A 23,378-nucleotide genomic window follows, 5' to 3' on the forward strand; every position below is an offset into this window, starting at 1 on the left:
GTTCAGGGGGAGGCCGGGAGCGTGCCGGCAAGCTCGGACCAGAGGTCGAGGAGGGCCTTGAGAGGGGCGCTCAGAGGCGCGTTCTTCCTCCAGACGCACATCTTCCGCAGCCGGATCACGGGTTCCAGGGGTACTACGGTCACGCCCTCGACGCCGATGAGCGCGGGGCTGGAGCGCGGGATGAGCGCGGTCCCGACCCCTTCGGTCACGAGGGCGATCTGGAGGGGGATCTGGTCGATGGCATGGGCCGGCCGGAAGGGGAGTCCGTGTGCGGTAAACGCGTCCCGGATGATGGGGTGGATGCCGCTCTCCGGCCCGAAGGTGATGAGCGTTTGCCGGGCCGCGTCCTCCAGGCGCAGCGGGCTGTCGGGCGCCGGGGCCGACAAGGGGCGGACGGCGACCACCGAGTCGTGGAGGAGGGTCCGTGCGCGGACCCCGTCGGGCAGGACGTTCAGGCTCCCCGCGATCACCGCGGCGTCGAGGGATCCGTCCCGGACCCGGCCGAGCAGGGCGGAGGTGGAGGCGTAGACGAGTTCGAGCGCGACCTCGGGGTGACGCCGGTGGTACGCCCCGAGCAGGGCCGGGAACCGGGTGCCCTGGAGTCCGCTGACGGTGCCCAGGGTCAGTGACCCGCCGAGCAGTTGGGAACGTTCCACGAAGGCCCGGGCCGCGGCGTCCAGGCACGCACGGGCGTACGGCAGCAGTGCGACACCGCCCGGGGTCAGGGTGACCTGTCGCGGACGCCGCTCGAACAACGGCTCGCCCAGCTCCCGTTCCAGATTCTGGATCTGCTGACTGATCGCGGGCTGTACGACATGGCACCGCGCGGCGGCCTTGGTGAAGGAGCCCTCCTCCGCGACCGCGACGAAGTACTCGAGTGTACGGAGCTCCACGGGACAAGACTAGCAACGGGCACTCCCGCCTTGCGGTGCTTCGGCGACGGCGGACCAGCGCGTGCGGGGGAATCCTCGGCGGCCCCGGGGCGGCCCGTGTCGGGTGTCCGGCCGCCCCGGGACCATGGCCCCCGAGAGTGAAGTGTGCCGACCAGAACGGCGACCGGGCCAATACCTGCTGGTGCTGGCACCGATAACGCCCTCTGATAACGATGCCGATGGGCAGGTCGGCCAGGCCGCCCGCCCGGAGCCGCGGCGGCGGGTGACGAGTTCGGTGCCGCCCCCGCCGCACCACGGCGCCACCGCGCGTCCAGTGTTTGGTCGATAATGCCGACCATGGCAGAAGTCAGGGTGGTGCTGGCCGACGACGATGTCCTGCTGCGCGAGGGGTTGGCCAGCCTGCTCGACCGGTCCGGCCATGTGGTGGTGGGGCAGGCCGGGGATGCCACGGGGCTGCTCGACCTGGTGCGGCGGCACCGGCCGGATCTGGCGATCGTGGACATCCGGATGCCGCCGGCGCACAGCACGGAGGGGCTGGCGGCGGCCCGGGTGATCCGGCAGGAGCTTCCCGAGGTCGCGATTGTGGTGCTCTCGGCCCATGTCGAGGTGGAGCACGCGATGGAGCTGCTGGCCAGCGGGCGGGGCATCGGGTATCTGTTGAAGAGCCGGGTGGCCGATGTGACGGAGTTCGTCGACACCCTGGGGCGGGTCGCCAGGGGTGGCTCGGTGGTCGACCCGGCGCTGGTACGGGAGCTGGTGTCGGTGAGGCGCCGCGAGAATCCGCTCGACCTGCTGAGCGCGCGCGAGCGGGAGGTCCTGGCGTTGATGGCGGAAGGCCGTTCCAACGCGGGGATCGCCCACCGGCTGTGGATCACGGAGGGCACCGTGGAGAAGCACGTCCGCAGTCTGCTGGCCAAGCTGAACCTGCCGGAGGCCGTGGAGGATCACCGCCGGGTACTCGCGGTGATCACCTTTCTGGAGGCGCGGTGACGGCGGTGTCGAGCAGGTGGGTGATGGCGCGTCCGGACAGTGACGCCTTCGGCAGGAATCCGATGGCCGGGCTGGTGGCGATCAGCTCCCGGTAGTCCTGCTCGGAGTGGGTCGAGATCAGAATCGTCGGGAGCGACCGGCCGTGCAGTCGCTCGGCGAGTTCCAGCCCGCTCTCGCTCCCGAGGTCGAGGTCGACCAGCGCCACATCGGGCCGTACCCGCTCGGCCTCCCGCAGCGCCTCCCCGCTGTCGGCCGCGACGCCGACGACGGTGACGCCCTGGTGCCGCAGCAGCTCGCCGGCCGCGGCCAGGAAGACCGGACTGTCGTCGACGATCAGGCAACGCACCATGGGGACAGCTTCGCAGCGTTGATCCCCCGGCGCATTGCCGCTAGCTGATAGCTCACCGGAACCGGAGTGGGCTACGACTACGGCTCGACGGGGTCGGCCCCCGGTGGACCGGTGGCATCGGTGTGGGGCGGTCCGGTCGCGGTGGTGAGGGGCAGTGTCAGATGAACGGTGGTGCCGGCGCCGGACGGGCTGTGCAGCCACAGGCGGCCTCCGAGGGCCTCGACACGGTCGGTGAGGCCGATCAGACCGGAACCGCGGCGCGGGTCGGCACCGCCGTGACCGTCGTCGCGTACGGTGACGTGGAGACGGTCGTCCCGGGGCGCCACATGGACGTCGGCGACGGTGGCACCGGCGTGCTTGGCGGCATTGGTCAGGGACTCGCATACGGAGTAGTACGCGGCGGTCTCGATCGGCTCGGGATAGCGCTCTCTGACCGGCATGTCGAGCCGGACCGGAACGGCGGACCGCCGGGCCAGAGCCTTCAGTGCCGGGTGGAGTCCCCCCTCGGCGAGCACCGCGGGGTGGACGCCGCGGGCGATCTCGCGGAGTTCGTCGACGGCGTCGGTCAGCCCGACGACCACCTCGTCCAGTTGCCGGTTCAGATCCACGGCAGCGGGCGGCACCGCCAGTTGCGCGGTCCGCAGTCGCAGGGCCAGTGCGACCAGCCGCTGCTGGGTGCCGTCGTGCAGGTCGCGTTCGATGCGGCGGCGGGCGGTGTCGGCGGCGGCGACGATCCTCGCCCGCGACGCGGTGAGCGCCGCCTGCCCCTCGGCCTTGGCGATGGCGGTCGCCACCAGTTCGGTGAACCCGGCCAGCCGCTCCTCGGTGTCCGGTGGCAGCGGCCCGTCCCGCATCGATGCCACGCTGACGCAGCCCCACAGGCGCCCCTCGACGCTGATCGGCATGCCCACTGCGGCACGGAAGCCCCAGTCGCGGCCGATACGGGCGGCCGAGCCCGACGCCGTGGCGCCGTAGTCGTCGATCCGCGCCGAACGGCCCGACTCGAATACCCGGGTGTGTATGTTCGACCCCCCGGGTTCCACCCGGATTCCGACCGGGAAGGCGCGGCCCGTCCTGGTCCAGGCCGCTACATAGGTGGCCGCGCCGGTCGGCTCGTACCGGCCGAGTACCGTGAAGTCGACCGCCAGGAGCTGTCCCGCCTCGGCGGCGACCGCCGCGAACACCTCCTCCGGCGGTGCCGCTCGGGCGACCAGGGTCGCCACCCGCCGCAGTGCCGCCTGTTCCTCGGCGAAGCCCCGCAGCTCGACCCGGGCCTGTGTGTTCGCGATGGCGGTGGCCACGAGTGCGGTGAACCCGGCCAGTCGGTCCTCGGTGTCCGGCGGGAACGGCCGCGGGGACCACGAGATCACCATCACCACCCCCCACAGCCGGCCCTCGACGTGGATCGGTACGCCCACCACCGGGCCGAACCCCTTCTTCCTGGCGAAGTCGGCAGGCCTGCCGGAGGCGTCGGCGGCGTCGTCGATCCGGGCGGGCCGACCCGTCTCGAACACCAGCGTCGCCACGTTGTGTCCGCCCAGCGGCACCCAGGTGCCCACCGGGAAGGGCAGGTCGTTGCCGTTACGGGACCAGGAACCGACGGCGGCCGCGGTATCGTCCGGGTCGAACCGGCTGATTCCGACCAGGTCACTGTCGAGCAGGAGTCCGGCCTCGGCGGCGACGGCCGCGAACACGCGTTCCGGCGGGGTGGCTCGGGCCACCAGCGCGGCCACCCGGCGCAGCGCCGCCCGCTCCTGGACGATCCGCTCGCTCGACACGGCAGCGTCAGGCCCCTCCCGTTCGCCGGTGGCGCCCCGCGCCCCGGGTGCCCGTCAACATACCAGCGGGCTCCCGGCACGAAGGGGGTCTCCGGTCCGAAGAGGGCGCCGTGCCGCGGTACCCAACGCGCCGACCTCAGCTTTTACCGGTAGCCGGAACCCCGCCGGTCGGGGTGACGGGAAGAAGACCCGGCCGCTGGCGGCGATGCCGCCGCGGCCCGATCCCCCGTACTCCTGGGAAGTACGCCGCGGACCGCGGCGAGCACCCCGACAGAGTTCCCCGATCCGAGCCCGCTCGTTCCGGGGGAAGTGGAGTTGCCGATGTCTGCGCTGGTTCTGCCCGCCCTGGAATATCCGTTCGATTCTCCGGTCAGCCCCTTGGCCGACGAGGTGGACGAGGAGTGCTTCCGGTGGGGGCTGGAACAGGGGATCTACCGCCTGGGTGATCCGGACGAGTACCGCCGGATACGGGTGGGGTGGCTGGCGGCGCGAACGGCTCCGCGCGCCACACCCGCGGGCCTTCGGCTGCTCGCCGACTGGCAGATGTGGCTTTTCGCCTTCGACGACGGCTTCCGCGACGAGTCCGAGCACCGGGTCCTGCCCGCGACCACGATCCGGCGCCTGGTGGATCTCATGGGCGCATTGGAAGCCGTCGGGGACGATCACCGGGCCGGGCGGTGGACCGCGCCGGAACGGCACCTGCCGGCGACCGGCGACCAGGGGGGCGACACCGTACGCGGGAAAGGCAGAGTTCGGGGGCAGGCAGCCGAGGCGTGCTTCCGTGCGGCGCTGGAGGATCTGGCCGTACGGCTGCACCGGTGCACGCGGGGGTACCGGCGGGCTCGCTTCATCTCGGCGGTCCGGGGCTACTTCCTGGCGCGGTGCTGGGAGGCCGCCCACCGGTCCGCCGCGGCCGACGGAGGGACACCACCCCCGCTGGCGGAGTATGTGCGACTGCGCCGCTACAGCAGCGCCGTACGGACCTGTATCGCCCTGGCCGACGCCGCCGGGGGCATTGAACTGCCGGCACCGGAGTACGACGTTCCCGAGGTCGCCGCGCTGACCGATATGGCGGTGGATGTGACCTGTTGGGCTCATGACATCGTGTCCTACCCCCACCAGACCGCTCGTGGGCGCGTCGTCCACGGCCTGCCCGCCGTCCTGGGGCACTGGCGGCAGCTGGACCCGCAGGAGGCGCTGTACGCCGCCGCGCGGATGCACGACGAGCAGGTCCGGCGGTACCTGGCCGTCGAAGCGTCCGTACGCGACTGGGCATCCCCGCCGCTGCGCCGCCATCTGGACGGCCTGCGGTACTGGATGAGCGGGAATCTCGGCTGGTCTCTGGAGACCGGACGCTATCCGCGTTCCGACGTCCTCGCGGGACAGCGCCATGGGTGACGCCCGCGACCCGACACCCCCAGCGCCTGTCCCGTTCCATGGCTGCTCCCCCGCCGCACCCTCGTCGACGTACCCCTGAATCCTCTTCCTCCAAGGAGACCTCGTGGACCGAGAACCCGTGTTCGTACTCGACCCCCAAGGCGCCGATCGCCATGGCGAGGACGCCGCACTCCGCGCGCGCGGCCCCCTGACCCACGTCGACGTCCTGGGCGTGGAGGCATGGTCGGTCACCGCCCCGGAACTGCTGCGACGGCTCCTCCTGGACCCCCGGGTCTCCAAGGACGCCCGGCAGCACTGGCCCGCCTTCCCCGACCGGATCGTCGGGGTCTGGCCACTCGCACTCTGGGTGACGGTGGAGAACATGTTCACCGCCTACGGCGAGGAGCACCGACGGCTGCGCCGCACCATCGGCCCGGCCTTCGCCGCACGCAGGATCAACGCGCTGGCACCGGTCGTCGAACAGCTCGTCGCCGAGCTTCTGGACGACCTCGCCACCACGCCGCCCGGCGAGCGGGTCGATCTGCGGGCGCGATTCGCCTATCCGCTGCCCATCGGAGTCATCAGCCGTCTCGCCGGCCTTTCGCCCTCCGTACGGCCCGGGTTCCACCGCGTCGTCGACGTGATCTTCTCCACCAGCCACAGCCCCGAGGAGACCGACGCCGCGGTCCGGGATCTGTACGGACTCCTCACCGATCTCGTCGCCGCCAAGCGTGCCGAGCCGGGCCACGACCTCACTTCGGCGCTCATCGCCGCCAGGGACACGGAAGGCGACGGAAGGCCCCTGACGGAGACCGAGCTCGTCGACACCCTGCTGCTCGTCGTCAACGCCGGTTTCGAGACCACCGTCAACCTGCTGGACCACGCCATCACGGCGCTCCTCTCCGACCCCGGGCAGCTGGCCCATGTCCGGGCCGGACGCGTGAGCTGGAAGGACGTGGTCGAGGAGACACTCCGCCACGAAGCCCCGCTCGCGCATCTGCCGATGCGCTTCGCCGTGGAGGACATCCCCCTGCCGGAGCACGGTGTGACCATCCGGCAGGGCGAGGCCATCCTGCCGTCCTATGCCGCCGCCAACCGCCATCCGGACCTGCACGGTCCCACGGCCGACGACTTCGACGCCCTTCGGAGCGACAAGACCCATCTCTCCTTCGGCCATGGCATGCACCTGTGCCTCGGCGCCGCCCTCGGTCGCCTCGAAGCCGAACTCGCCCTGCGCGCCCTCTTCGAACGCTTCCCCCGGCTCACCCTCGCCGTCCCCCCGGACCAGCTGCGCCACAAGGAGAGCTTCATCTCCAACGGCCACAGCGAACTGCCCGTCGTCATCCACCCCGTCCACCCGCAGGAACCCGCCCCCTCCGGCTGATGGATCTGCGGACGTCCTTCCGCTCGGCGGCAGGTACGGGGGTACGGCGGGTGGATCACCGCCGCTGGGTAATGAATGCATTATTCACAACATATCCATCCAAACCATGGAGCTCACCGTAGGCGATCAGATCGCTGGTGCGGTTGATGAACCCGCGTCCCGAGTAGTTGAGGGAGGTGTTGCAGAGGACACTGAATCCGGTCAACTCGCCGAAGGCAGTGAGCAGATCGGCCATCTCCGGGTTCGCCGCCGGGTCGACGGTCTGTGTACGAGCCGTTCCGTCGACGTGCGTCACCGCCCGTAGCTCATCGGTGTCCACCTGGCTGAAGTACAGCATGTAGGGGTCGGGGACCCCTCCACCGAACCAGCGTTCCGCGTCCCGCTCCAGACAGATCGGCGCGATCGGACGGTAGCTCTCGCGTTGTTTGATCTTGTTGAGCCTGACTGTCGTCTCCTCGGTGAACGGAGCAGCCAGGATCGACCGGTTCCCGAGCGCGCGGGGGCCGATCTCCCAGCGGCCCCGCGCCCAGCCGATGATGTTGCCGTCGCGGAGGTAGCCGGCGACCTCGTCGTAGCGCACCGGGCGGCTCTCGTAGCGCTGCGGGTCGAACTCCATGTCCTCGACGAATTCGCCCCCCGCGTAGACGTCCCAGTCCAGCCGGGCCGATCCGGTGTAGTAGTGCTGGGCGTCGATGGCGGTTCCGATCGCGGAGCCGCTGTCGTTGGGGCACGGCGGGACGAAGACCGCGGGAAAGAGTCCGCACTCGCGCCAGCGGCGGTTCCACTCGCAATTGAGTCCGCAGCCTCCCGAGATGAGCAGCGGGAGGCCTTCCGTCAAGTACTCCCGGGCGTATGCGTGGAACCGGTCGAAGACGGCGTTCGACAGGCGGGCTGCGAGGTTCTTGTACGCATCTGTTTCCACGCCGATGTCATGGAAGGGGGAATCGGCCATACGGTCCTTCAGGCTGCCGGTGATGACCTCCTTCTGGCCGAGGATGAAATCGATGGCTTCCCGCTCTTCCCGGGTCGCCGATCGATTCTCGGCAAAGCCCGCCAGGGCCATCTGCTTGCCCGCGTCCTGGAAGCGGACGAATTCCTCGTGCGGACTGAAGCCGGGATCCGCGAGCGCGAATCCGTAGTACTTGTTGCCGGGATGGTTGAGCACCTCTTTGAGATGCGTCACCGTCCCGTGCTCGTCGATGCGGTAGAACGAGCCGATGTTTCCCTCCCACACCAGGCTGTAGAAGGGCTGATCCAGGCGGAATGCCGACATTCCATAGGACGTCATGATGTGGGAGCGCTCATGGGTGGAGGAGAAGACGCGTACGTTCTTCCCGAAGAACCGGCCTGCCTCGTCCGAGATCGCGGATTCGCCCACCCCGAAGTATCCGGCACGCGAAGGTTGGTCGGTGGCCTGGGTCCCCTTGATCCAGCCACTCATGGCAATGACGTCCGGCTGCCTGTCCAGCCGCTCCGCCGCTACGGCGAACACCTCGGCGGTCAGGCCGCTGTAGCGGATGAAGGAGTCCTTCTCCGCTTCCAGGGAGAAGAGCAGCCTGCCGTCCTCGACGGCTGCCATCGCCCCGTCATGGCCTTCCTTGAGGGAGAGAATCAGCATGATGGTCCTTTTCTCGGTGGAGGTCCGATCTGATGGTCGGGCACCGGGGCCACAACGGGGCCGTGATCGAGGACGGCATCAGGCGGGGCCGAGAGGACGTCCAGGGCAAGCCGGTGCAACCGCGGGTTGGCGGACAGGGCGCCGGTGCCGCTGTGGGGCGAGGCTCCCAGGAGGTCGGTGCAGACACCGCCGGCTTCCTCCACCAGGACCTGTACCGCGGTGATGTCCCAGGGGTTCACGACCGGTTCGGCCGCGATGTCGAGGGTCCCTTCGGCGACCATGCAGTGCTGGAGGAAGTCGCCGAAGGCCCGGTCCTCCCAGCACGCTTCGGCCAGGGCCAGATACGCCTCACGCGAATGGAAGACGTCCCAGGTCCGTGTACTGGTGGTGGAGAGATAGGCGTCGGCGAGACGGGTGTTGCCGGAGACCCGCAGGGGCAGGGGAGCACTGTCGGCCGAACCACGCCGCAGCCAGGCGCCCTGTCCGGCCGCCGCCCACCAGCGGCCGTGCAGGGCGGGCGCGCTGATCACACCGACGGTGGGCCGGCCGTCCTCCAGCAGGGCGATCAGCGTGGCCCAGACCGGCACCCCGCGCAGGAAGTTCTTGGTGCCGTCGACGGGGTCGACCATCCAGGTACGCCCGGCCGTGACGGAGCCGCCGGTCTCCTCCCCCGCGAAGGCGTCATCCGGGCGGGCGGACCTCAGTACCTCACGTACGGCCGTCTCGACGGCGGTGTCGGCGTCGGTCACGGGCGTACGGTCCGGCTTCTCCCGGATCCGCAGGTCTCGGGCTCGGAAGCGACGGGTGGTGATGCTGTCGGCGATATCTGCGAGTCGCAGGGCCAGTTCGAGATCGGGCTGTTGTGCCATGGAGCGCCTCACAGCACACCTCGTGGGTCTCGGGAACTCGGCACTCGGCGATCCGGGCGGAGGCCGAGTGCGGTCGGATCACTTCGCGTGCAGTTCGAGCATGTGGTACTCCATGACCCGCACCTCCTCGATCCGGCGTACGCGGTGCAGCAGTTCGGCGCGCATTCCGGCCTCCTCGACGATGGCGTCGAGCCGTTCGCGGTGCCCGAGATCGGACGTGCCCAGCAGCAGTCTGCCGCCGTCGGCCAGATGCTCAGGGGCGCCGGCGAGGTATCGGGCCTGGCCCTGGTAGCCCGGGTCGAAGACGGCGGAGTGCAGATCGGTGGAGAGCGCGTAGCTCTCCTCCACATAGGTCCACGGCACGTTCCAGAAGATGGCGTCGTAACGCTCCGTGGGCCCGAGCGCCGTATACATATCGCTGTGGAGGGCGCGTACCCGGTCGCTGACCCCGTGCCGCTCGGCATTGGCCACCGTGTTGGCCACCGCCTTCTCGTTGATGTCCAGCGCGGTGACGGAGGCACAGCCGTTGAGCGCGGCGGTCACGGAGATGACGCCCGTGCCACAGCCGACCTCCAGGAACGAGCCGCCCCGGGGATAGGGCACGATCGAGGCCATCACCTCGGTGGCCGCGCTCAGGGTGCCGGGGAAGACGCCTCGGTGCAGGCTCCATTCTTTCCCCAGCAGAGTGAAGGAGTCCGGCAGGTCGTCACCGACGAGGGCGTGCTGCAGGACCTGGGCCACGTCCTCGGCGGACTCTTCGCATGTCATGGTCTCTCCCTCTTCGGTGGTGTCGGTCATCGGGACGGGCCGGCCGCGTACCGCACGAGCGCTTCGCGGTGACGGCCGATCTTGCGGAAGGCCTCGGCGTACTGGTCGATGAGCGTCGTGTCCTCGGGCCAGTTGGTGAACGTGGGCAGGGACAGCGCGTGCCGCTCGACGTGCTCGGCGTGTGAGCCGGCCTCCGGCGCGATGCCCTTCTTCGGCGTTCCGGGGAAGAGCGGGTTCTCCGGGCGGGCGTAGAGCGGCAGCGTCGACAGCCGGGGGCCGGAGGGGGCGCCCACTTCCATGCCTTCGGCACGTAGCGCCTCGATGAGGACGGAACGGGGGACGCCGCCCAGCGCTTCGGGCCGGTAGAGCGGTTTGTACCCGTACCAGGCACCCATATCGACGTGGTCGGCGACGTGAACCGGCTCCAGATAGGGCACGTCACCGAGTTGCCCGCCGAAGTAGCGCAGACAGCGGTGCCGGGCCTCCTTGCGTGTCGGGAACGCCGCGAGCGCGTGCCGGGCGACGATGGCGTTGAACGGCGACATACGCAGCTTGAGTCCGAAGCCGGTGACCCAGTGCGCACGCAGGTCCTCGTCGAGGACCGAGTCCCGGGAGCGGTCCCGGTAGTGCCCGAGGAGAGTGGCACGGTCGTGCACCTGGGAGTCGCTGGTGACGAGGATGCCGCCCTCGCCCGCGTAGACGGCCTTGTTGGCCTGGAGGGAGAAGACCGCGGCGTCGCCGAAGGTGCCCACGGGCTTGCCCTTGTAGTGGCTGCCGTGGGCGTGGGAGCAGTCCTCCAGAACGCGCAGTCCGTGTCGCTCGGCGATCTTCAGGATCGCGTCCATGTCGCAGGGGTGACCCCATTGGTGTACGACCGCGATGACCTTGGTCTGCTCGGTCAGCGCGGCTTGCAGTGCTGTGGGGTCCAGACCACGGGTGTCGGGGTCGATATCGGCCAGGACCACGTCACCGCGGAGCGCGAAGACGGGGCTCAGCGCCGCGTGGTAGGTGAGGGCCGGTCCCACGACGTCCACACCTTCGCGTACACCGAGCGCGAAGTAGGCAGCAAGGAGGGCGCTGGTGCCGGAGTTGAAGGTGACCGCGAAGCGGGCTTCGTTGTTCAGAAAGGCGAGGAAGTCGGCCTCGAGCCGGCCGATGGGACCGCTGTTGCCCTTGATCGAGATATCGGTGTTCCGCTGCCCGGCCAGTTCGGACAGCTCCGCCTCGTCGGCGGGGGGCGGCCAGATCTCGTGCGGCAGCGGCTGTTCGATGACGGCTGCGCCACCGAGGAGGGCGAGTTGTTCGGCGGTGGTCATATGTGTCCTCCCTCATGTCACAGGTGGAGTCAGGCGCACCGGTCGGCGAGCTCGTTCCGCTCCCCCCATCGGTCCAGGTAGATCCCGTCGATCGTCCGCACGACGGCGAGTTGACGCTGAAAATGGTCCCGGCGGTACTCACGGTCGTCGAGGTGCCCCAGATGGTGCGCGATCATGGAACGCACGGTATGGATCTTGGGGCCTTCCCAGGTGTAGCGCGCCAACGGCAGCCCTCCGGTGGAGTGCAGGACGGCGGCCCCGGGGGCCACGTTCAGTGCGCCCTCCGTGCCGAGCACGCAGAGGCGCTCGGTCTTCTCGTAGTGGTGACGCGAGATGCGCAGTGAGCCCACCAGGCCCGTTGAGGGATAGCTGCACATGAGGCTGACGAGATCCTCCAGTCGACGATCCCGCATCTCCTGGTAGTGGTGTACGAAGGCGGAGTGCACCCGAGGGGGTTCGGATTCAGGGAACAGTCCCCTGAGCACATCGACGAGGTGGTAGCCCATATCGAGCAGCACACCGCCCATCGCCTGCTCGCTGGAGGCGCGCCAACCCGCGGTCGGATGCGCGAGGTTGAAGTGGTAGTCGTAGGAGAACCAGTAGGGCTCCCCGATCCGCACGAGGTTCTCCTGGGCGAACTGGAACACAGGGTCGAAGTTCCGTTGCAGCAGCGTGAAGACGCTGCGGTCGGCCCGTTGCGCCAGGTGTACCAGCTGCCGGGCTTCCTGTTCGGTGACGGCGAACGGCTTTTCCTTGATGACGTGCCTGCCGTGCGTCAGAATTTTCACACAGACCCGAAAATGCTCACTATGCGGCACGGTGACCACTGCGGCGTCGAATTCGACTTCCTCAAGCGCCTCATCGAGGAGATTGTAATACGGAAATCCCCACTCGGCGGCGAGGGTTGAGGCCCCCGGGGCGGGGTCGACTCCACCGACGATATCCGCACTTTCCCAAAAGATCGGAAGGTACTCCTTTCCTTGATGTCCAGCAAATCCGACTACCAGTACTCGCGACCGCGGACGCACATCCTTAAGCCTGTCACCGGGCATGCAGAACCCCCTGCTCACAGAAGATCGTTCGAGGATGACGCAGGCAGCCGGGTGAGGCTCGTCGAGATCCCCACCGGAATCCTGGCCACAGGCGGTTCAGAGAGCCCCGCGGCTCTCCCGGGAAGCGTCGGCGAGCCAGGTGTGTGCCGCGGTCACGATGTCCTTGATGAAGGCGCCTCCACCTCGATGTGCGTTCTGGTCGAGCAACGAGACTTCCTCGGCCGCTATCCAGGCGAACTCGGTGTGCTTGTCCTGTTCGAGTTCGGGCGACGAGAGGTCACCGTCCACCTCGACGACATAGTCCGACTCGATGTGCCGAAGCCCGTTCGCCGTCCACTGCTCGTGCGCCACCCGGGCGAGAACGCGGCGCAGCCGCCACCCGGTCTCCTCCGCTATCTCCCTGTGGAGTGCGCCCAAGAGGGACTCACCTTCCTCCACAGCTCCGCCGACGACGTCCCAGCACTCCGGGAAGAGGCGCCGGCCGGCCGAGCGGCGCTGGACGAAGATCCGGTCGTTCCGGTCGCGGATCAGCGCACCCACGACCAGTCGGGGTTCGGTGATGTCACCGATGGATACGCGGGCCATTCGCCCCTCATTTCATCTGCACATCATGTTCACAGGCGCCATGCGCCGTACGCCACACGGAAGCACTGACGGAGTCGAGTAATACGATCGGTCAATAGCACCGTATCGGCGCTGCTCTCCTATCTGCATTTTCACTACCCATACCATCCAGCCCCTAGATGGAACATGGATTCGCATAGCACTTCGGACAACTCGACTTCCCCTTGACGTCACGTCGGACCGAATGCCGAGGAAGACGACTCGACGGGATTGACATCCAGCCGGGCAGAGGGATCCGGGAAACCGACACACCGATCCATGGGCCGTTACTGTCTCGCTCCGCCCACTCGGCGGACGAGGCAGTTCCTCGTCACGCTTCCTCTAAACAACCATTTTCTCGCCACTGCTTGCCGTTTATCGGTCGAATATGTTGGCTGGATTGGCCACGTATCTGGTATCGGTGACGCACCCATCGGCCGTATCGATACCCCATCGATGACGCTGGACGGGCCGACCCACCCGGCCCCGCTCCCTCAGGTGGGTCTCTCGTTCACGGACGGCGCGCGACCAGGAAGACATACCCGATCTGTGAGAGCGCACCGAACCGGGGAAGCGAGCGGGTGAAGGTGAAGAACTCGTGATGGGGGTCGTCGGCGGTGGGTGCGACATCGCCGAAGGCATCGGCGAACGCCTGGTAGGTCCGCCGGACGTTCTCTCCGATGTCGTCGAACTCCACCAGCTCCAGGCCGGCGCGGTCGAGGGCCGTTCGGAGCTCGGCCGGTTCGGGAAGCGAAGGGGACTGGAACGCCCGGCACGTGCGGCGGACCAGATCCGCGGTATCTCCGGTCACCGGTGAACGGAGCAGCACATCGGTGATGACCAGTGGGCTACCGGGTCGCAGAACCCGGGCGATCTCGGTGAGAGCGGTGGCCCGGTCGGGGATGTGCATCATGGACTCGATCGCCCAGGCACCGTCGAAGGACGCCGCTTCGAAGGGTAGTGCGCGGGCGTCGGCGTAGCGGAAGTCCACCTGGTCGCCGAGCCCGGTGGTGTCCGCCCGGGTCCGGGCGAGGTCGATATCCGGGTCGCTGACCGAGATTCCCGACACCCGGGCGCCGGTGGCTCGGGCGATGCGCAGAGCGGGCCGTCCGGTACCGCAGCCGACGTCCAGCAGGCGCCGGCCGGGTGCGGCGGCCAGTGCGGCGGCCACGAGGTCGGTGAGCCGGTCGGTGGCGTCGTCGAGCGAGCGGTCGTCCGCGGCACTGTCCCAGTAGCCGACGTGGATGTTCCCGTCGACGGCCGCGCCGTCCACGATCCCCGTTGGCTCGTCATGGCGTCGGCCGCCGTCCAGTGACGACGGAACGGTCGGGTGCACGGATGGGTCGTTGGTCATCGAGGTCTCCCGAGCGTGAGGGGTGTGTCAGCTGGCGAGGAGACCATCCTCCCGGAGGCGAGCAAGGCGGAACAGTCCCTTCCGCCCCTGGAACGAGAAGGTCCCCCGTTCACCCGCTCTCAGCGACGATCAAGGTCCGCCCGGTGGGCCGGTCGTGCCGAAGCGGGTGCGGTACTCGGACGGGGTGATGCCCAGGTGGCGGGCGAAGGCGCGACGGAGGGTCTCGTCGCTGCCCAGGCCGCTGATGCGCGCGGCCGAGGTGACGCTGTGTCCGTCGAGGAGGAGTTGTTGCGCGCGGTCGAGGCGGATGCGTTCGAGCCAGCGGGCGGGCGGGATGCCGAGTTCGGCGCGGAAAAGCCGGCTCAGATGGCGGGGGCTGACAGTGGCGCGCGCGGCCATCGCGGGCAGGCTGTGGTCGGCTCCGGGGTCGGCGAGGACGTCGGCGATCAGCGGGCGCAGCAGGTCGCCACGGGCCGACGGGGTGGCGAGGGCGGTGGAGAACTGTGATTGCCCGCCGGAGCGTTGCATAAAGACCACCAGCTCGCGGGCGACGGCCCGGGCGATTTTCGAGCCATGGTCCTCCTCCACCAGGGCGAGTGCGAGATCGATTCCGGCGCTGATGCCCGCCGAGGTGAGATAGCGGCCGTCACGGATATGGATGGCGTCGGGCTCGACGTGCGTCCGGGGGTAACGACGGGCGAGCGTCTCGGCGTGACGCCAGTGGGTGGTCGCGCGCCGTTCGTCGAGCAGGCCGAGCTCGGCGAGGACGAACGCGCCGGTGCAGACGGACGCGACCCGCTCCGCCCGCTCGGCGAGGGCACGGGTGATGTCGAGTACTGCGTGCTCGACGGGTTCCTGGGCGAGCCGGTCGCCTCCGGCGACCACGAGGGTGTGCGGTACCCCGGCTTCGGCCGCCGTCACGGTGCCGGTCAGCGCGAGTCCGGCGGAGGTGGTCACCGGGCCGCCGTCCGGCGAGACGAGTACCAGCTCATAGGGCGGGGCGAGCCGGCCCGCTTGATGCAGTACCTCTGAGGGGCCGCTGACGTCGAGCATCGTCACGCCGTCGAAGACGACGAAGGCGACCCGCCGCGATCCCGGCCTCATGTCCGGATCTGTGGGTCTTCTGGCTGTAAGGACATGGCACCAGCCTACGCCGCCGCAGGACGGTGGAGGCGTATCACCGATCCGGCGGAACAGTCGTTCCGGCGAACAGGCATGGAGAAGTCATGAGCGAGACGATCGCGGGGGTGCGGATCCCGGACAGTGCCCTGGCGCGCGAAGCGACCGAGCTGGTACGGGAGGCGGCCGAGCCACTGCTGTTCCACCACTCCCGTCGGGTGTTCCTCTGGGGTGCGCTGCGCGGGCGCGAGCAGCGGCTCGGTTTCGACCCGGAACTGCTCTACGTGGGCGCCATGTTCCACGACCTCGGGCTCACCGGGCGCTACCGACGCACCGATCAGCGCTTCGAGATCGACGGCGCCGACGAGGCCCGCCGGTTCCTGCACGCCCACGGCATCACGGGCGAGATGGCCGACCGGGTCTGGAGCGCCGTCGCCCTGCACACCACCCCGGAGGTCCCGCTGCACATGGCGCCGGAGATCGCCCTGGTCACGAGGGGAGTGGAGCTGGACGTCCTCGGTATCGGCTACACCAAGGTATCGGATGAGCAGCGGGCCGCCGTCGTGGCGGCCCACCCGCGCCCGGACTTCAAGAACCGGATACTCGCCGCCTTCACCCGGGGCGTCCGGGACCGCCCTGACACCGCCTTCGGCAACGTCAAGGCGGATGTGCTGGCGCACTTCGTGCCCGGCTTCGTACGCGGCGACTTCGTCGAGGTCGTCAAGGCCTCCGACTGGCCGGAGTGAGGGTCTTCTCGCCACAGCTCCGGCGGGAGCGGGCATGTCTCGATGCCGATGAAGATCCGGTCGCCACGATCGGGGGGACGCCCTCCCCTGGTTCTTCGGAGGCCCCTACCCGGGTAGCCGCGGCCGAGGGGCTCGAGGGCGCGGTCGAAGCTCTGTCGAAGCTCAGAAGGAGCCAAGTCATGAATTCGGCAACCGCAACACCGCCGGCGCCCGGCCGGCTTCCGCTACTCGGGCACGCATGGCGGCTCTGGCGCGATCCCATGGAGTTCGTGCTCGGACTGCGGACGGTGGGGAGGGTGGTGCGGGTCGGCCTGGGCCGGACGACGCTCTACTTCGTCACGGATGCCGATCTGGTCCACCAGATCCTGGTCGCCCGGGCCGGCAGCTTCGAGCGCGGCACGATCTTCCAGCGTGCGGGCACGGTCTTCGGTGACGGATTGCTGACCTCGGAAGGGGAACGGCACCGCGTCGACCGGCGGTCGATGCAGCCGGGATTCCACCGCACCCAACTCGACCGTTACACCACGATCATGAGTGACAACGCCCGCGAGCTGGCCGAATCCTGGCATCCCGGCGACCACGTCGACCTTGACGAGGCGATGTATCACCTCGCGATCACCAACCTCACCGAGGCGCTGTTCTCCCACGGCCTCGACCGTTCCGGCACACGGGAGCTCGCCCGTGCAGTGCGGGTGGTCGGCCGGGGCGCCCTCCTGCGCGCGATGCTGCCGCTCTCACTGTCAAACGCACCGATTCCACTGAACCGCGGGTTTACCGCCGCCGCCGACGCCCTGCACACCATGATCGACCGCATCATCGCCGAACGCCGCGCCAACCCCGGCGGCCGGCAGGATCTGCTCGCGCTCCTGCTCGCCCTGCGTGACCCGGCCACCGGCAGGGCGATGGACGACGCATGGATCCGCGACCAGGCCGTGACGATGCTGAACGCCGGCGTGGAAACCACCGCCACCACCTTGACCTGGGCCTTCCATGAGCTGGCCCGTCATCCCAAGGTTCGGGAACGGGTCGAGAAGGAGGTCGACGCAGTCGTCGGCCTCGGCCCGGTCGGGCTCGAGCAGGTGTCCGCGCTGGACTACACCGATCGTTTCCTCAAGGAGGTCACCCGGCTGCACTCCTTCCTGCTGTTCATCAGGCGGGCCACCCTCCCGGTCGACCTGGGCGGAATCTGTCTGCCCGCGGGCGCCGAGGTTGCCTACAGCCTCTACGCCCTGCACCGCGACCCCGGGGTCTTCCCCGACCCGGACCGGTTGGACCCCGACCGTTGGCCGGCCGGCGGTCGCCCGGTGCGGCAGAACACCTTCCTCCCGTTCAGCGCCGGCGTCCACAAGTGCATCGGCGACACCTTCGCCTGGGCCGAGATGGTCCACACTCTGGCTGCCGTCACCGCCCGGCACCGGCTCGACCTCTCCCCCGGGACCACCATTCACACCAAGCCCGCGGTCGTACCCAAGCCCCACAAGATGCCGATGATCGTCAGCCCCAGACACCACCGTGTCACCCCAGATCACGGAGCGGCCACATGACACCATCCGATGTCCCCGAGCGCCCACCTCCGCTGCACCGGCCGGATCGCGCGGGCCACAGCGCGACAACCCTCCAAAGCCGCGAACGAAGGGACCGACACCCGCTGAGCGCGGATCAGCTGCGGATGTCCCGTGGGAGGACGTCATGAAACCAGCGCTGAGGATCCCACCGTTGTACTGCCCCTTCCCCGACCGGATCCATCCCGATGCCGACGAGATCGACCGCGCCTCCTTGGGGTGGCTCGACGAACTCGCCCTCATTGCCGATCCCGCCGTCCGCGCCCGCTTCGGCCGGTCGAGGATCGGCTGGCAGGCCTCCCGTACGACACCGTGCGCCGACACGGAGCTGGTGCAACTCCACTCCGACTGGCAGATGTGGCTGTTCGCCTTCGACGACATCCGCTCGGAGGAGACCGCGGCAGGGGCTCGACCCGGTCCGATGGCGAGGGGCCTGGTGTCCTTCCTCCGGATCCTTCAAGACCCCGGAACGCGGGTGGACGAGGAAGACGCCTTCACCGCGGGACTGCGCAGTCTGCGGCGGCGGCTGGAGGCGGTTGCAAGCCAGGTGCAGGTCGACCGGTTCGTCACCTCGGTGCTGGGCTACTGGTTCGCCCAGGTCTGGGAGGCCGCCAACAGGGCGGAAGCAGTATGGCCGACCGTCGAGGAGTACACAGCCATGCGTGTTCACAGCGGCGCGGTGCCGACCTGCCTGGCACTGATCGACGTCGTCGGTCGATTCGAGCTCTCCGCCGCCGAGTTGGCGCGCCCGGAGGTGAAGGCACTGACTACCAAGGCCGTCAACTCCGTCTGCTGGGCCAATGACATCCATTCCTACGAGAAGGAGAGCACCCGCAGTCATCACCCGGTCAACCTGCCGACACTATTGCACCGCCGTGACCGCGGCACGGTCCAGGAAGCGATCGATCTCGCCGCCAAGATGCACGACGCCGAAGTCGCCGCCTACTGCGCACTCCGCCCCCGAGTCCCGGCAGGACCCGAACTGGAGCGCTACTTGGACGGCCTGCAGTCATGGATGCGCGGCAACCTGACCTGGTCGCTGTCGACCGGCCGATACCACCGGACACCCCTCCAGGCATGACTGCCCCGGGAACCCGCGCGCACTCATCTGCCGCAGCCCGCGTCCTGCCGATCCCCAGTAGCCGACCTGGTGGAGGGCCGAGCTGTCGAAGTTGTTCAAGATATCGTGCGGCTCGCCGGCCGGGGCCCCTTGTGACGGGCCCCGGCGGCGTGCTGGTGGGCACGGACGATCGTGGAGTCCACCGAGACCACCCAGTCCAGGTCGTCCTCCGCATCCGCCTCGGCGAGAAGCGCGGCGAACACACGCTCCCACGTGCCGTCGATCGCCCACATCCGCAGCCGACTGTGGGCGCCCTTCCACGAACCGAACCGTTCGGGCAGGTCCATCCACGGAGTGCCCGTCCGGTACTTGAACGCGATCGCGTCGATCACCTGCCGGTGATCACGCCGTCCCTAAGAAACGCCCTAGGCTTCACCCACCTTGTCAGCATGCTTGGTTGAAGTGGAGGGGTGACGGAGATGAGCAGCGAGGCGAGGATCGTCCGGCGGGCCGGGAGCGGCGACCGGGAGACCGTGGTGCGGCTGCTGGACGCGGCCTTCCAGCATGATCCGGTGAGCGGCTGGATCTTCCCGGACGAGGAGCGGCGCCGCGCGATCCATCCCCTGATGATGGGGGCGTTCGTCGATCTCATGTTCGCAGCGGGCCGGGTCGAGATCCTGGCGGACGAGTCGGCCGTCGCGCTCTGGATGTCCGTACCGGACGGTGAGCGGGACGAGCACGGGCACGACGCCGACCACGACGGCGACGGTTGGGCGGACGGTCCGGCTCGGCTCCGGGCCGAGATCGACCCCGACAACGAACGTATCGAGGTGATGGGCCGGCTGACCGCCGAGATCTATCCACACCACCCCCACGAGTATCTGTGGCTCATCGCCGTGGATCCCACGCGGCAGGGTGAGGGACGTGGGACGGCCCTGTTGCGGCCCACGCTCGACCGCTGTGACCGCGAGGGCTCGGCGGTCTATCTGGAGGCCAGTAGCGCACGCAGCCGGGATCTCTACCAGAGGCTCGGTTTCACCACCATGGAGAGCACCCTCGTACTGCCGGACGGCCCCACCATGTGGCCGATGTGGCGGGACCCGCAATCCGGCTGACGAGCGCCGACGGCACCGGTGCGGGTCCCCCGGCCGGGGGACCCGGGGGCGCCCGGACGTGATCGGGCGCCGTTCTTGATCCCGGCAACCGCTCGGGTGAACCGTCCGCCCGTGATGGATGGTCGGTTCGCGTTCACCGGAATGGTCGGTTCACCGCGCCGCGCGGCCCGGCGGGCGCAGGAGGACGGGCAGGGCGAGGACGTCGTTGCCGATGAACGACGGCTGCGGGTCCGGAGCGTTCCCCTCGTCCGCGAGCACGATGTCCGGGAACCGGTCGAAGAGGGCGGGCAGCGCGATGGCGGCCTCCAGCCGGGCGAGCGGGGCGCCGAGGCAGTAGTGGATGCCGTGCCCGAAGGCCATATGGTCCCTGTCCGCGCGGTCGACCTCGAACGCGTGGGCGGCTTCATGGAACGACGGGTCCCGGCCGTGCGCCCCGAACCCGATGAGAATGGCCTCCCCGGCCGCGATGGTGACGCCCTCACCGAGATCGATGTCACGGACCGCGCACCGCAGCGGAAGATGGACGACCGGCGGATGGAGCCGCAGGGTCTCCTCGATGGCACCGGCCCAGCGGGCGGGCTCGGCCAGCGTCGCGCTCAGCTGCCGACGGTGGGTGAGGAGTGCGCGGACGGCGTTTCCGATCAGCGCGATCGTGGTCTGGCTCCCGGCTCCGATCATCAGAAGCAGGGTGGAGATCAGTTCCGTCTCGGTGAGCCGGTCGCCCTCATGGGCCGTGAGCAGCAGACTGGTCATGTCGTCGCCGGGCTTCCGCCGCTTCGCCTCCACGAGGCGCTGCATCGTGGTGAGCAGCCCGCTCATGACCCGCTCCGACTCCTCCTGGGGGACATCGGTGGCCAGGATCGCGTCGACGACGGAGAGCATGTCGGGGCGCTGGTCTGCGGGAACGCCGAAGAGATCACAGATCACACGGGTCGGCACACCGTATGCGAAGTGCGCCCGCAGATCCACTGCCGCGCCGTCCTCCAGTGCCTCCAGACCGTCCAGGAGGTCCGTGACGACGGCCTCGATCGAGGGCCGCAGCGCCTCCAGGCGCCGCGGCGCGAAGGCAGGGCCGATCAGCCTCCGCAGCCGGCTGTGTTCGGCCCCCTCGGAGGTGGCCATGGAGCGGACGTCGACCCAGGGGGAGAGCCAGGGGACGGCGCCCGGCCGGTAACCGGTCCAGGTGTCACGGGCGTTCCTGGTGATATCGGGATGGGTGACCAGCCGCCGGACGACATCGCCACGCGTGACGGACCAGGCGATGACGTTCCGGGGCAGCCGGACCCGCACGGCGGGCCCGGCAGCGCGGAGTTCCTCGATCTGCTCGTACAGCCGGTCACCTCCGTCGCTGTCGAGGACCGGGATGGAAACCTCGTGGCTGGTGGTCATGAGACACCTCCGGTCACGCGAGGTGGCCCGTCGGCGGGAGCGGCCGCAATGGAGCGGTCTCGCTCCCGGGCGCCGGGGCACGCCGGTGCGTGGATGGATGGACTTTGCGGCGACGGCGGGGAACCGGTACCGGGGATTGTGCTGTGCCCACCCAGGAGCGCATAGACGGAAATCGGCCTCATTGTCTTGATTCTGAGTCGTTTCGGGATTGCTCGCATACATGGGCCCGCGGCGTTCCCGCCCGTACCGCCAACCGGCCCGGCGCCTCCGCGGGCCGAAGTTCCGGACGGACAACTCCCCATCAGACAAGGACCGTTACTCTGTGCGCAGCCTCACGGTCCGTCCCTCCGGGCCCTCGCACGGCACCACCCCACGTTTCCCGCCACCCGGACGACCGCCCCTGCGGCCCGGCGACCCTCGGGTTCCGGTCATCCGCTAGCCGAAGGCACCCCATGCGCCTTGGACGACCCATCATCCCTGCGATAGCCCTGGGACTCACCGCGGCCCTCTTCCCCGCCCTCCCCGGCACCGCCGCCTCCGCGTCCCCCGTCGCCCCCACCGGCCGGACGCTCACCTGGGGCACCTGCGGCCCCGATCTCCCTCCGACCGTGGAGTGCGCCGTGCTCCCCGTCCCGGTGGACCACCGCGACCCCGGCAGCCGGACCATCGAGATGGCCGTCTCCCGTATCAAGGCCGCCGATCCGGCCAAGCGCCGCGGCGTCCTGCTGTTCAATCCCGGCGGGCCGGGCGGGCCCAGCCTGTTCTACCCCCTGTGGATGGCCGAGACCCTGCCCCAGTCGGTGAAGGACCGGTACGACCTCATCGGCTTCGACCCGCGCGGCGTGAGTGCCAGCAGCCCCCTGTCCTGTTCCACCACCACCCGCGACGAACGGCTCACCTTCCGCCCCTACCGGGACGCCACCTTCGCCAAGGACGTCACCTGGGCCCGCGATCTCGCCGCCAAGTGCCGGGCCAACACTCCCGACATCGCCCACTTCACCACGCGCAACATCGCCCGCGACATGGACCGGCTCCGGGCCGCCCTCGGCGAACGGCGGATCTCCTACTTCGGTCTCTCCTTCGGCACCTATCTGGGCGCCGTCTACACCCAGATGTTCCCCGCGCGCGTCGACCGGTTCGTCCTGGACAGCGCCGTCGACCCGAAGCAGGTGTGGCGGGGCATGGTGCAGAACTGGGCCCCGGAGGCGGAGCCGGCGTTCCGCCGGTGGGCGCGGTGGACCGCCGAACACTCCTCGACGTACGGGGTCGGCGACACTCCCGCCGAGGTGACCCGGCTCTTCTGGGACCTGGTCGAACGCGCCGACCGCACCCCTATCGACCTGGGCGGCCACCCGTACACCGGGGCCGAGATCCGCGACTGGATGCGCTGGGACATGTACCGTCCCGCGCTCGGTGCCGCGTTCCTGGTGAAGCTGCGGGACGCCGCCGCCGGCCGACCCGTCGAACCCCAGCCGCCGTATGTCCCCACCGATAACGAACTCGCCGCGTACACCGCCGTGACCTGCGGTGACGTCCGCTGGCCCACAAACCCGGCCCGCTATCGAGCAGACAGCCGCCGCGACAGCGCCCGCTACCCGTTCTTCGGCGATTCGGTGTCCAACATCGTGCCCTGCGCGTTCTGGGAGCGGCCCGTCGAGCCCACGACCCGGGTCGACAACTCGCTGCCGGCGCTGATCGTCCAGAACGAGTGGGACTCGCAGACCCCGCCCGCCGCCGCCCGGGGTCTGCACCGGGCCCTGAAGGGATCCCGGCTGGTGTACGTCGAGGAGGGCGAGGGGCACGGCGTATACGGCCGGGGGATCAGCGGTTGCGCCGACTCGCTCACCACCCGCTACCTGGCCACCGGTGAACTCCCGACCGGGGACGTGACCTGCGTCCCCGACCCGGCCCCGGCGGCCACGGTCCGGAGCGCGGCACCCGGGAACACGCCCGCACCGCCGCCGCTCGGTCCCCGTGCCCCGTTCGGCGGGCGCTGACGGGTACGACCACGGCGAGGGGCTGCCACGACCGGCATG

General features: G+C 69.4%; 20 protein-coding genes and 1 pseudogene. 8 read left to right on the forward strand and 13 right to left on the reverse strand.

The window, feature by feature from the left end:
- Window positions 1–2: 2 nt before the first annotated feature.
- Window positions 3–893 carry a LysR family transcriptional regulator gene (locus tag ACFXG1_RS15275; protein ID WP_384742772.1) on the reverse strand — a complete coding sequence of 297 codons (891 nt, stop codon included), beginning with the start codon at window positions 891–893 and terminating at the stop codon, window positions 3–5.
- Between the two features lie 336 nt (window positions 894–1,229).
- Between ACFXG1_RS15275 and ACFXG1_RS15280 the strand changes: the two genes are divergently transcribed.
- Entirely contained in the window at window positions 1,230–1,883 is a 654-nt protein-coding gene (locus ACFXG1_RS15280; protein WP_384720485.1) for a response regulator, read from the forward strand.
- On the opposite strand, the gene ACFXG1_RS15285 is transcribed toward ACFXG1_RS15280, so the two are convergent.
- Together ACFXG1_RS15285 and ACFXG1_RS15290 are read right to left on the reverse strand one after the other, a co-directional pair.
- Complete coding sequence (locus tag ACFXG1_RS15285; protein ID WP_384720483.1) at window positions 1,861–2,232, reverse strand: response regulator transcription factor; 372 nt, start codon at window positions 2,230–2,232, stop codon at window positions 1,861–1,863. The genes ACFXG1_RS15280 and ACFXG1_RS15285 overlap by 23 nt on opposite strands.
- A 77-nt stretch (window positions 2,233–2,309) precedes the next feature.
- Window positions 2,310–4,010: a GAF domain-containing sensor histidine kinase gene (locus ACFXG1_RS15290; RefSeq protein WP_384720480.1), complete on the reverse strand. Its 1,701-nt coding sequence runs from the start codon at window positions 4,008–4,010 to the stop codon at window positions 2,310–2,312.
- Between the two features lie 321 nt (window positions 4,011–4,331).
- Between ACFXG1_RS15290 and ACFXG1_RS15295 the strand changes: the two genes are divergently transcribed.
- Together ACFXG1_RS15295 and ACFXG1_RS15300 are read left to right on the forward strand one after the other, a co-directional pair.
- Window positions 4,332–5,408 (forward strand): hypothetical protein, encoded by a 1,077-nt coding sequence (locus ACFXG1_RS15295; protein WP_384719033.1) that lies wholly within the window; start codon window positions 4,332–4,334, stop codon window positions 5,406–5,408.
- A gap of 103 nt (window positions 5,409–5,511) precedes the next feature.
- A complete protein-coding gene (locus tag ACFXG1_RS15300) occupies window positions 5,512–6,771 on the forward strand; it encodes a cytochrome P450 (protein ID WP_384719031.1) in 1,260 nt (419 codons plus the stop codon).
- Window positions 6,772–6,826: 55 nt separating this feature from the next.
- Here ACFXG1_RS15300 and ACFXG1_RS15305 read toward each other — a convergent pair whose 3' ends face one another.
- The 8 genes from ACFXG1_RS15305 to ACFXG1_RS15340 all read right to left on the reverse strand — a co-directional run bounded on the left by ACFXG1_RS15305 (window position 6,827) and on the right by ACFXG1_RS15340 (window position 15,455).
- A complete protein-coding gene (locus ACFXG1_RS15305; protein WP_384742778.1) occupies window positions 6,827–8,389 on the reverse strand; it encodes a carbamoyltransferase C-terminal domain-containing protein in 1,563 nt (520 codons plus the stop codon).
- Window positions 8,383–9,258 (reverse strand): histidinol-phosphatase, encoded by an 876-nt coding sequence (gene hisN, locus ACFXG1_RS15310; protein ID WP_384742781.1) that lies wholly within the window; start codon window positions 9,256–9,258, stop codon window positions 8,383–8,385. Before hisN ends, ACFXG1_RS15305 begins: the two co-directional genes overlap by 7 nt.
- 78 nt (window positions 9,259–9,336) lie before the next feature.
- Window positions 9,337–10,026, reverse strand: a complete 690-nt coding sequence (locus ACFXG1_RS15315) for a methyltransferase (protein WP_384710658.1) — start codon at window positions 10,024–10,026, stop codon at window positions 9,337–9,339.
- A gap of 26 nt (window positions 10,027–10,052) precedes the next feature.
- Window positions 10,053–11,342 carry a DegT/DnrJ/EryC1/StrS family aminotransferase gene (locus ACFXG1_RS15320; protein WP_384710661.1) on the reverse strand — a complete coding sequence of 430 codons (1,290 nt, stop codon included), beginning with the start codon at window positions 11,340–11,342 and terminating at the stop codon, window positions 10,053–10,055.
- A gap of 29 nt (window positions 11,343–11,371) precedes the next feature.
- Complete coding sequence (locus tag ACFXG1_RS15325) at window positions 11,372–12,394, reverse strand: Gfo/Idh/MocA family protein (RefSeq protein WP_384710664.1); 1,023 nt, start codon at window positions 12,392–12,394, stop codon at window positions 11,372–11,374.
- A 96-nt stretch (window positions 12,395–12,490) separates the two neighbouring features.
- On the reverse strand, window positions 12,491–12,979 hold the full coding sequence (locus ACFXG1_RS15330; RefSeq protein WP_384710667.1) for an NUDIX hydrolase: 489 nt from the start codon (window positions 12,977–12,979) through the stop codon (window positions 12,491–12,493).
- A gap of 529 nt (window positions 12,980–13,508) precedes the next feature.
- Window positions 13,509–14,351, reverse strand: coding sequence for an SAM-dependent methyltransferase (locus ACFXG1_RS15335; protein ID WP_384710670.1), 843 nt, complete (start codon window positions 14,349–14,351; stop codon window positions 13,509–13,511).
- 129 nt (window positions 14,352–14,480) lie between these two features.
- Complete coding sequence (locus ACFXG1_RS15340) at window positions 14,481–15,455, reverse strand: GlxA family transcriptional regulator (protein ID WP_384710673.1); 975 nt, start codon at window positions 15,453–15,455, stop codon at window positions 14,481–14,483.
- Window positions 15,456–15,577: 122 nt separating this feature from the next.
- On the opposite strand from ACFXG1_RS15340, the gene ACFXG1_RS15345 reads away from it, so the two are divergent.
- The 3 genes from ACFXG1_RS15345 (at window position 15,578) to ACFXG1_RS15355 (ending at window position 18,859) form a co-directional block, all read left to right on the forward strand.
- The gene (locus ACFXG1_RS15345) at window positions 15,578–16,216 is read left to right on the forward strand and encodes an HD domain-containing protein (protein ID WP_384710677.1); all 639 of its coding nucleotides are present in this window, start codon (window positions 15,578–15,580) and stop codon (window positions 16,214–16,216) included.
- A 179-nt stretch (window positions 16,217–16,395) separates the two neighbouring features.
- Window positions 16,396–17,760: a cytochrome P450 gene (locus ACFXG1_RS15350; RefSeq protein ID WP_384710680.1), complete on the forward strand. Its 1,365-nt coding sequence runs from the start codon at window positions 16,396–16,398 to the stop codon at window positions 17,758–17,760.
- A gap of 145 nt (window positions 17,761–17,905) precedes the next feature.
- On the forward strand, window positions 17,906–18,859 hold the full coding sequence (locus ACFXG1_RS15355) for a hypothetical protein (protein WP_384710684.1): 954 nt from the start codon (window positions 17,906–17,908) through the stop codon (window positions 18,857–18,859).
- A 125-nt stretch (window positions 18,860–18,984) separates the two neighbouring features.
- Here the strand turns inward: ACFXG1_RS15355 and ACFXG1_RS15360 are convergent.
- Window positions 18,985–19,251, reverse strand: a pseudogene (locus ACFXG1_RS15360) (transposase); the annotation flags it as partial.
- Window positions 19,252–19,317: 66 nt separating this feature from the next.
- Between ACFXG1_RS15360 and ACFXG1_RS15365 the strand changes: the two are divergent.
- Window positions 19,318–19,953, forward strand: coding sequence for a GNAT family N-acetyltransferase (locus ACFXG1_RS15365; RefSeq protein ID WP_384710687.1), 636 nt, complete (start codon window positions 19,318–19,320; stop codon window positions 19,951–19,953).
- 150 nt (window positions 19,954–20,103) lie between these two features.
- Here the strand turns inward: ACFXG1_RS15365 and ACFXG1_RS15370 are convergent, their stop codons facing one another.
- Complete coding sequence (locus tag ACFXG1_RS15370; RefSeq protein WP_384710690.1) at window positions 20,104–21,342, reverse strand: cytochrome P450; 1,239 nt, start codon at window positions 21,340–21,342, stop codon at window positions 20,104–20,106.
- A 452-nt stretch (window positions 21,343–21,794) separates the two neighbouring features.
- Here ACFXG1_RS15370 and ACFXG1_RS15375 point away from each other — a divergent pair, with 452 nt between their 5' ends.
- Window positions 21,795–23,339 (forward strand): alpha/beta hydrolase, encoded by a 1,545-nt coding sequence (locus ACFXG1_RS15375; RefSeq protein ID WP_384710692.1) that lies wholly within the window; start codon window positions 21,795–21,797, stop codon window positions 23,337–23,339.
- Window positions 23,340–23,378: the final 39 nt, after the last annotated feature.

The organism is Streptomyces sp. NPDC059248 (assembly GCF_042753905.1).
Lineage (GTDB): Bacteria > Actinomycetota > Actinomycetes > Streptomycetales > Streptomycetaceae > Streptomyces.